We start from the raw sequence: 6,083 nt of genomic DNA, 5'->3' as shown, positions 1-6,083 counted from the left end.
CCGCCACGCTTGGCCTGCACCGTCGTCCCCGAGTCCACGGCCACCGTGCGTTCGATCCCGGTGCCGACCAGCGGTTTCTGCGGCCGCAGGCAAGGCACTGCCTGACGTTGCATGTTGGCGCCCATCAGAGCCCGGTTTGCGTCGTCGTGTTCCAGGAACGGGATCAGCGAGGCGGCCACCGACACGATCTGCGCGGGCGCCACGTCCATGTAGTGAACATTGGCGGGAGCCGTCAGCATGGTTTCGCCGGCTTCGCGGCAGGCCACGAGGTCGTCGATGAAGCGGCCTTCCTCGTCAAGGTGCGCATTGGCCTGCGCGATCACGTACTTGCTTTCCTCGATGGCGGAGAGGTATTCGATCTGGTCGGACACCTTGCCATCGACGATTTTACGGTACGGCGTCTCAAGGAAGCCGTAGTCGTTCAGGCGCGCATACAGCGCCAGCGAGTTGATCAGGCCGATGTTCGGGCCTTCCGGCGTTTCGATCGGGCAGACGCGGCCATAGTGCGTGGGGTGCACGTCGCGCACTTCGAAGCCCGCGCGCTCGCGCGTCAGGCCGCCCGGTCCAAGTGCCGAGACGCGGCGCTTGTGGGTGATCTCCGACAGCGGGTTGGTCTGATCCATGAACTGGGACAGCTGGCTGGATCCGAAGAACTCCTTGATCGCGGCAGAGATCGGCTTGGAATTGATCAAGTCGTGCGGCATCAGGTTTTCAGTTTCCGCCTGACCGAGCCGTTCTTTCACGGCACGCTCGACGCGCACCAGGCCGGCGCGGAACTGGTTCTCCGCCAGCTCGCCCACGCAACGCACGCGACGATTGCCCAGGTGGTCGATATCGTCGATCTGGCCACGGCCGTTGCGCAGCTCGACCAGGATGCGGATCGTATCCAGGATGTCGTCGTTGGTCAGCGTCAGCGGACCCTCGTTACCTTCGCTGCGACCCAGCCGGCTGTTGACCTTCATGCGGCCCACGCGCGACAGATCGTAGGTTTCCTCGGAATAGAACAGGCGCTGGAAGAGCGCCTCGACGGCCTCTTCGGTGGGCGGTTCGCCCGGACGCATCATGCGGTAGATGGCGATCCGCGCCGCCATCTGGTCGGCCGTTTCGTCCGTGCGCAAGGTCTGCGAAATGTAGGCGCCTTCGTTCAGCTCGTTGATGTACAGCGTTTCGATCGAGCGGATGCCTGCGGCACGGAAGCCGGCCAGCGTGGATTCCGTGATCTCGTCGTTCGCGCTGGCGAGCACTTCGCCTGTGTCCGCATTGATGACGTTTTTCGCCAGCACGCGGCCCAGCAATACGTCTTCCGGTACGGAAATATGATCCACGCCCGCCGCCGTCAGGTCGCGCAAATGCTTGGCATTGATGCGCTTGTCCTTTTCGACGATGACATTGCCCTTCTTGTCGCTGATGTCGAACCGCGCGACTTCGCCCTTCCAGCGCTCCGGCACGAACTCCAGCGAACCGCCTTCCTTGTGCAGCTCGATGTGGTCGAAGCTGGAGAAATAGGCCAGAATCGCCTCGGGCGTCATGCCGATGGACTTCAGCAGGATCGTGACCGGCATCTTGCGACGGCGGTCAATACGGAAGAACAGCACGTCCTTGGGGTCGAACTCGAAGTCCAGCCAGGAACCGCGGTAAGGAATCACGCGCGCAGAGAACAGCAGCTTGCCCGAACTGTGGGTCTTGCCGCGGTCATGCTCGAAGAACACGCCGGGCGAGCGGTGGAGCTGAGACACGATGACGCGCTCAGTCCCGTTGATGACGAAGGAACCGGTGTCCGTCATGAGCGGGATTTCGCCCATGTAGACTTCCTGTTCCTTGACTTCCTTCACGGTGGGCTTGCTGACCTCGCGGTCCATCAGCACCAGGCGCACCTTTGCACGCAGCGGCGAGGCATAGGTCAGGCCGCGAAGCTGACATTCCTTGACATCGAATACGGGGGTGCCCAGCATGTAGCTGACAAACTCCAAGCGCGCCATCCCGTTGTGGCTGGCGATTGGAAATATCGAATTGAAGGCAGCTTGCAGACCTTCATCTTTGCGCTTTGCGGGCGGCACATCTGACTGAAGGAAGGTCTTGAACGAATGCAGTTGCGTGGCCAGCAGATAGGGGACGCGCTGGACGTCCTCACGCTTGGCGAAGCTCTTGCGTATGCGCTTCTTTTCGGTGTACGAATAAGGCATGAGCACTCCGACTCGAGGGTTGCTGAGGCCGTCTACCACGGCCTGGGGTGTGGAAGCAAAGCTTCCTTACGACTCCGGAAAACATGTCTCTTTTAGCGATCCGCGCAGCGGCGGCGAGACAGGTTTTCTGGAAACGCAAAAGCCCGGGAAGGCTTTTCGGCTTCCCGGGCGCGGCGGACGAGGTCTTACTTCAATTCGACCTTGGCGCCGGCTTCTTCCAGCTTCTTCTTGGCGTCTTCGGCAGTCGCCTTGTCCACGCCTTCCTTCACGGGCTTCGGGGCGCCATCGACCAAGTCTTTGGCTTCTTTCAGACCCAGACCGGTGATTTCGCGCACGGCCTTGATGACGCTGACCTTGTTGGCACCGATTTCGGCCAGTACGACCGTGAATTCGGTTTGCTCTTCGGCAACAGCCGCACCGCCCGCAGCCGGGGCAGCTGCCACGGCGACGGCGGCCGCAGCAGCGGACACACCGAATTTTTCTTCCATTTCCTTGATCAGCTCGGACAGGTCGAGCACGCTCATGGCGGCAATGGCGTCCAGGATTTCAGCTTTGGTTGTCATTTCTTAGAACTCCAGATAATTGTATGAGCCAGGTTTGGTTGTCGCTGGTAACAGCACCACGACAGAGCAGGTCGAATCAAGCGGCCTGCTTCTGGTCGCGTACGGCCGCCAGGCCGCGCACGAACTTCGTGGGCACTTCGTTGAGCGTACGTACAAACTGAGCGATGGGCGCCTGCATGGTGCCCAGCAGCTTCGAGAGCAATTCCTCGCGAGAGGGCATGGAGGCCAGGGCCTTCACACCTTCAGGACTCAGCAGGCTATTGGGCAAGGCCCCGCCTGTGATGACTAGCTTGTCATTGGTCTTTGCGAAATCGGACAGCAGCTTGGCAGCCGCCACCGGGTCAGTGCTGATCCCATAGATCAACGGACCGGTGAGCTGGGCAGACAATCCCTCGAAGGGGGTGCCGGCCAGCGCGCGACGCACCAGCGTGTTTTTCAACACGCGCAGATACACGCCCGATTCACGCGCAGTTTTGCGCAATACGGTTACGGAGGCGACGTCCAGACCACGGTACTCAGCGATGGCAATCGATTGGGCACGGCCGACTTCGGCCGAGATTTCCTCGATGAACACCGCCTTTTCTTGGCGATTGAGACTCATGGTTGAACACTCCATCTAACGACACCGGGGAGGTCCCCGACGTCAACCGAATGCGGCGCACCTGGTCGAGTTCATGAATGAATTCTTCCTGGGCGCCGTCTACGCTGGATCCGGCAATACGGCCCGGGATTAAGCCCCTGTCCCAGGATGAGGACCAAGGCTCCAGCGGTCTTTGACAGCGGCGGGCGATACGAGACCGCCCACAGCCCAAAGTTCTTTTGCCGGCCTTACGCAGCCAGCGATGCGACCTCGACGCGGGCACCACCACCCATTGTGGAGGACACCGCGACCTTCCGAAGATAAATGCCCTTCATCGCCGTCGGACGAGCCTTGTTCAGGGCATCAATCAAAGCGCTCAGATTGGCCTGAAGCTTGTCGACATCAAAGGACGCACGGCCGATCGTGCAAGCCACGATGCCAGCCTTGTCGGTGCGGTACTGCACTTGGCCGGCCTTGGCGTTCTTGACCGCCGTGGCGACGTCCGGCGTCACCGTGCCGACCTTGGGGTTCGGCATCAGCCCACGCGGGCCGAGAATCTGGCCGAGTTGACCCACGACACGCATGGTGTCGGGCGAGGCGATGACCACGTCGAAGTCGATGGTGCCACCCTTGATCGTGGCGGCCAGGTCGTCCATGCCGACGATGTCAGCGCCGGCTTCACGTGCGGCGTCGGCCTTGTCGCCCTGGGCGAACACGGCCACGCGGACGGTCTTGCCGGTACCTGCCGGCAGCACGACAGAGCCGCGCACCAGTTGGTCGGACTTCTTGGGGTCGATACCCAGCTGCACCGCCACGTCGATGGATTCATCGAACTTGGCCGTGGCGGTTTCCTTGATCAAGGCCAGAGCCTCGGTCACCGGATAGAGCTTGGTGCGGTCGATCTTGGCGGCAATGGCCGCGACGCGCTTGCTGAGCTTGGCCATCACACCACTCCTTCGACGTCGATGCCCATGCTGCGCGCGCTGCCGGCGATGGTCCGCACGGCGGCGTCCATGTCGGCAGCCGTCAGGTCAGGCTGTTTGGTCTTGGCGATCTCTTCGGCCTGGGCGCGCGTCAGCGTGCCGACCTTCGTGGAATTGGGGTTCGAGGAACCCTTCTGCACGCTCGCGGCCTTCTTGATCAGAATCGTGGCCGGCGGAGTCTTCATGATGAACGTGAAGCTCTTGTCGGCAAACGCAGTGATCACCACCGGAATCGGCAGACCGGGCTCGATGCCCTGCGTCTTGGCGTTGAACGCCTTGCAGAATTCCATGATGTTCAATCCCCGCTGGCCCAGTGCGGGACCAATTGGGGGGGACGGATTGGCCTTACCAGCTGGCACTTGCAGCTTGATGAAGCCGACGATTTTCTTCGCCATGCAATGCTCCTGTCGGGTAATCGCGCCCGCCACAACCGTGACGGGCTCCCCGGGTTGATAACGCCCCCATGCTGTGTTCGGCTTACGGCTCCTGGTGGGGACGCTCTACCGTAGTACAGCCTGGCGGTAAAAAATCAGACCTTCTCGACCTGACTGAAATCCAGTTCCACCGGTGTAGCACGACCGAAAATCGTGACCGACACGCGGACCTTGCTCTTTTCGTAGTTGACTTCTTCGACATTGCCGTTGAAGTCGGCAAACGGACCTTCCTTGACGCGGACGGTTTCGCCGACCTCGAACAGGACCTTGGGACGCGGCTTTTCGACGCCCTCTTCCATCTGCGACAGAATCTTTTCGACCTCGCGCTCGGAGATCGGCGCCGGCCGGTTGCCCGAACCGCCCAGGAAGCCCGTCACGCGGTTGGTGCTCTTGACCAGGTGCCAGGTCTCGTCGGTCAGATCCATCTCGACCAGCACGTAGCCCGGGAAGATCCGGCGCTCGGAAATGGACTTGCGGCCGTCCTTGATCTCGACGACTTCTTCGGAAGGCACGAGAATGCGGCCGAAAGCGTCTTGAAGCCCGGCACGCTCGATGCGCTCAGCCAGGGCCTTATGGACGCTTTTTTCCATGCCCGAATAGACATGGACGACGTACCAGCGTTTGCTCATGCGGTTTATGTTCCTTAGTTCCAGCCCAGCAGCAGGCCGTAAATCACCCACTCGAGGAGCTTGTCGGCCACCCAGAGCAACGCACCCATGGCGACCACGAACGCGACCACGATGCCGGTCATCTGGGTGGTCTCCTTGCGGGTCGGCCAGACTACCCGGCGCGTTTCGTTGTACGATTCGCGTCCAAAGGCGACCGTGCGGCGGCCGGTATCGCTGAACCAGACGATGACGGCAGCAATGATCAGCCCAGCAACAAAGGCGCCAACGCGCACATAAATGGACTGGTCGACCAGCACCGAGTACGCCACGATCCCGGCGGCCACGACCAGCACGGCCAGACCGAGCTTGATGCGGTCGGTACCGCGATTGACTGTTTCTACGTTCTGGTGTGACATATATCGGCGATTGACACCGCGTGACGCGGTGATGATGTCAGTGGCAGGGGCAGAAGGAATCGAACCCTCAACCTTCGGTTTTGGAGACCGACGCTCTGCCAATTGAGCTATACCCCTAAAACCTGCAAACAGTACTGCACTGACGCACCACTGAAAGCAAACAATGGCGGGCGGTCAGCCCACCATTGTACATCAAAATTACTTGATGATTTTGGCGACGACGCCGGCACCCACGGTGTGACCACCCTCGCGGATGGCAAAGCGCAGGCCTTCCTCCATGGCGATCGGCGCAATCAGCTGCACCGTCATCGTCACG

7 protein-coding genes, 1 tRNA gene and 1 pseudogene are annotated in these 6,083 nt (G+C 61.1%); all 9 read right to left on the bottom strand.

All coding sequences use genetic code 11. From position 1 onward, the window contains the following. Positions 1-2,183 (bottom strand): DNA-directed RNA polymerase subunit beta (gene rpoB, locus EPN31_RS15615; RefSeq protein WP_291775361.1); only part of this gene is annotated, 2,183 nt, incomplete at its 3' end. 185 nt (positions 2,184-2,368) lie between these two features. Beyond that, entirely contained in the window at positions 2,369-2,746 is a 378-nt protein-coding gene (rplL, locus tag EPN31_RS15610; RefSeq protein WP_291775358.1) for a 50S ribosomal protein L7/L12, read from the bottom strand. 76 nt (positions 2,747-2,822) lie between these two features. Further along, positions 2,823-3,347, bottom strand: a complete 525-nt coding sequence (gene rplJ / locus EPN31_RS15605; RefSeq protein WP_291775355.1) for a 50S ribosomal protein L10 — start codon at positions 3,345-3,347, stop codon at positions 2,823-2,825. A 227-nt stretch (positions 3,348-3,574) separates the two neighbouring features. Beyond that, the gene (rplA, locus tag EPN31_RS15600) at positions 3,575-4,270 is read right to left on the bottom strand and encodes a 50S ribosomal protein L1 (RefSeq protein WP_291775352.1); all 696 of its coding nucleotides are present in this window, start codon (positions 4,268-4,270) and stop codon (positions 3,575-3,577) included. Further along, positions 4,270-4,704, bottom strand: a complete 435-nt coding sequence (gene rplK / locus EPN31_RS15595; protein WP_291775349.1) for a 50S ribosomal protein L11 — start codon at positions 4,702-4,704, stop codon at positions 4,270-4,272. The genes rplA and rplK overlap by 1 nt, the downstream gene beginning before the upstream one ends. Before the next feature lie 134 nt (positions 4,705-4,838). Continuing rightward, complete coding sequence (nusG, locus tag EPN31_RS15590) at positions 4,839-5,372, bottom strand: transcription termination/antitermination protein NusG (protein ID WP_291775346.1); 534 nt, start codon at positions 5,370-5,372, stop codon at positions 4,839-4,841. Between the two features lie 14 nt (positions 5,373-5,386). After that, complete coding sequence (secE, locus tag EPN31_RS15585; protein WP_291775343.1) at positions 5,387-5,767, bottom strand: preprotein translocase subunit SecE; 381 nt, start codon at positions 5,765-5,767, stop codon at positions 5,387-5,389. Between the two features lie 41 nt (positions 5,768-5,808). Beyond that, a tRNA-Trp gene (locus EPN31_RS15580) sits at positions 5,809-5,884 on the bottom strand. 81 nt (positions 5,885-5,965) lie between these two features. Further along, positions 5,966-6,083: pseudogene (locus tag EPN31_RS15575) on the bottom strand (elongation factor Tu); the annotation flags it as partial.

The sequence above is a fragment of the Castellaniella sp. genome (genome assembly GCF_004321985.1).
Classification (GTDB): Bacteria; Pseudomonadota; Gammaproteobacteria; order Burkholderiales; family Burkholderiaceae_B; genus Castellaniella.
The sequence above is the reverse complement of the archived record's forward strand: the minus strand, read 5'-3'. Positions and strand labels throughout refer to the sequence as shown.

Bases quoted from the DNA above. Each gene is read 5' to 3' on its own strand.
- rplA (WP_291775352.1), bottom strand. From the start codon at position 4,270: ATGGCCAAGCTCAGCAAGCGCGTCGCGGCCATTGCCGCCAAGATCGAC.
- rplJ (WP_291775355.1), bottom strand. From the start codon at position 3,347: ATGAGTCTCAATCGCCAAGAAAAGGCGGTGTTCATCGAGGAAATCTCG.
- nusG (WP_291775346.1), bottom strand. From the start codon at position 5,372: ATGAGCAAACGCTGGTACGTCGTCCATGTCTATTCGGGCATGGAAAAA.
- rplK (WP_291775349.1), bottom strand. From the start codon at position 4,704: ATGGCGAAGAAAATCGTCGGCTTCATCAAGCTGCAAGTGCCAGCTGGT.
- rplL (WP_291775358.1), bottom strand. From the start codon at position 2,746: ATGACAACCAAAGCTGAAATCCTGGACGCCATTGCCGCCATGAGCGTG.
- secE (WP_291775343.1), bottom strand. From the start codon at position 5,767: ATGTCACACCAGAACGTAGAAACAGTCAATCGCGGTACCGACCGCATC.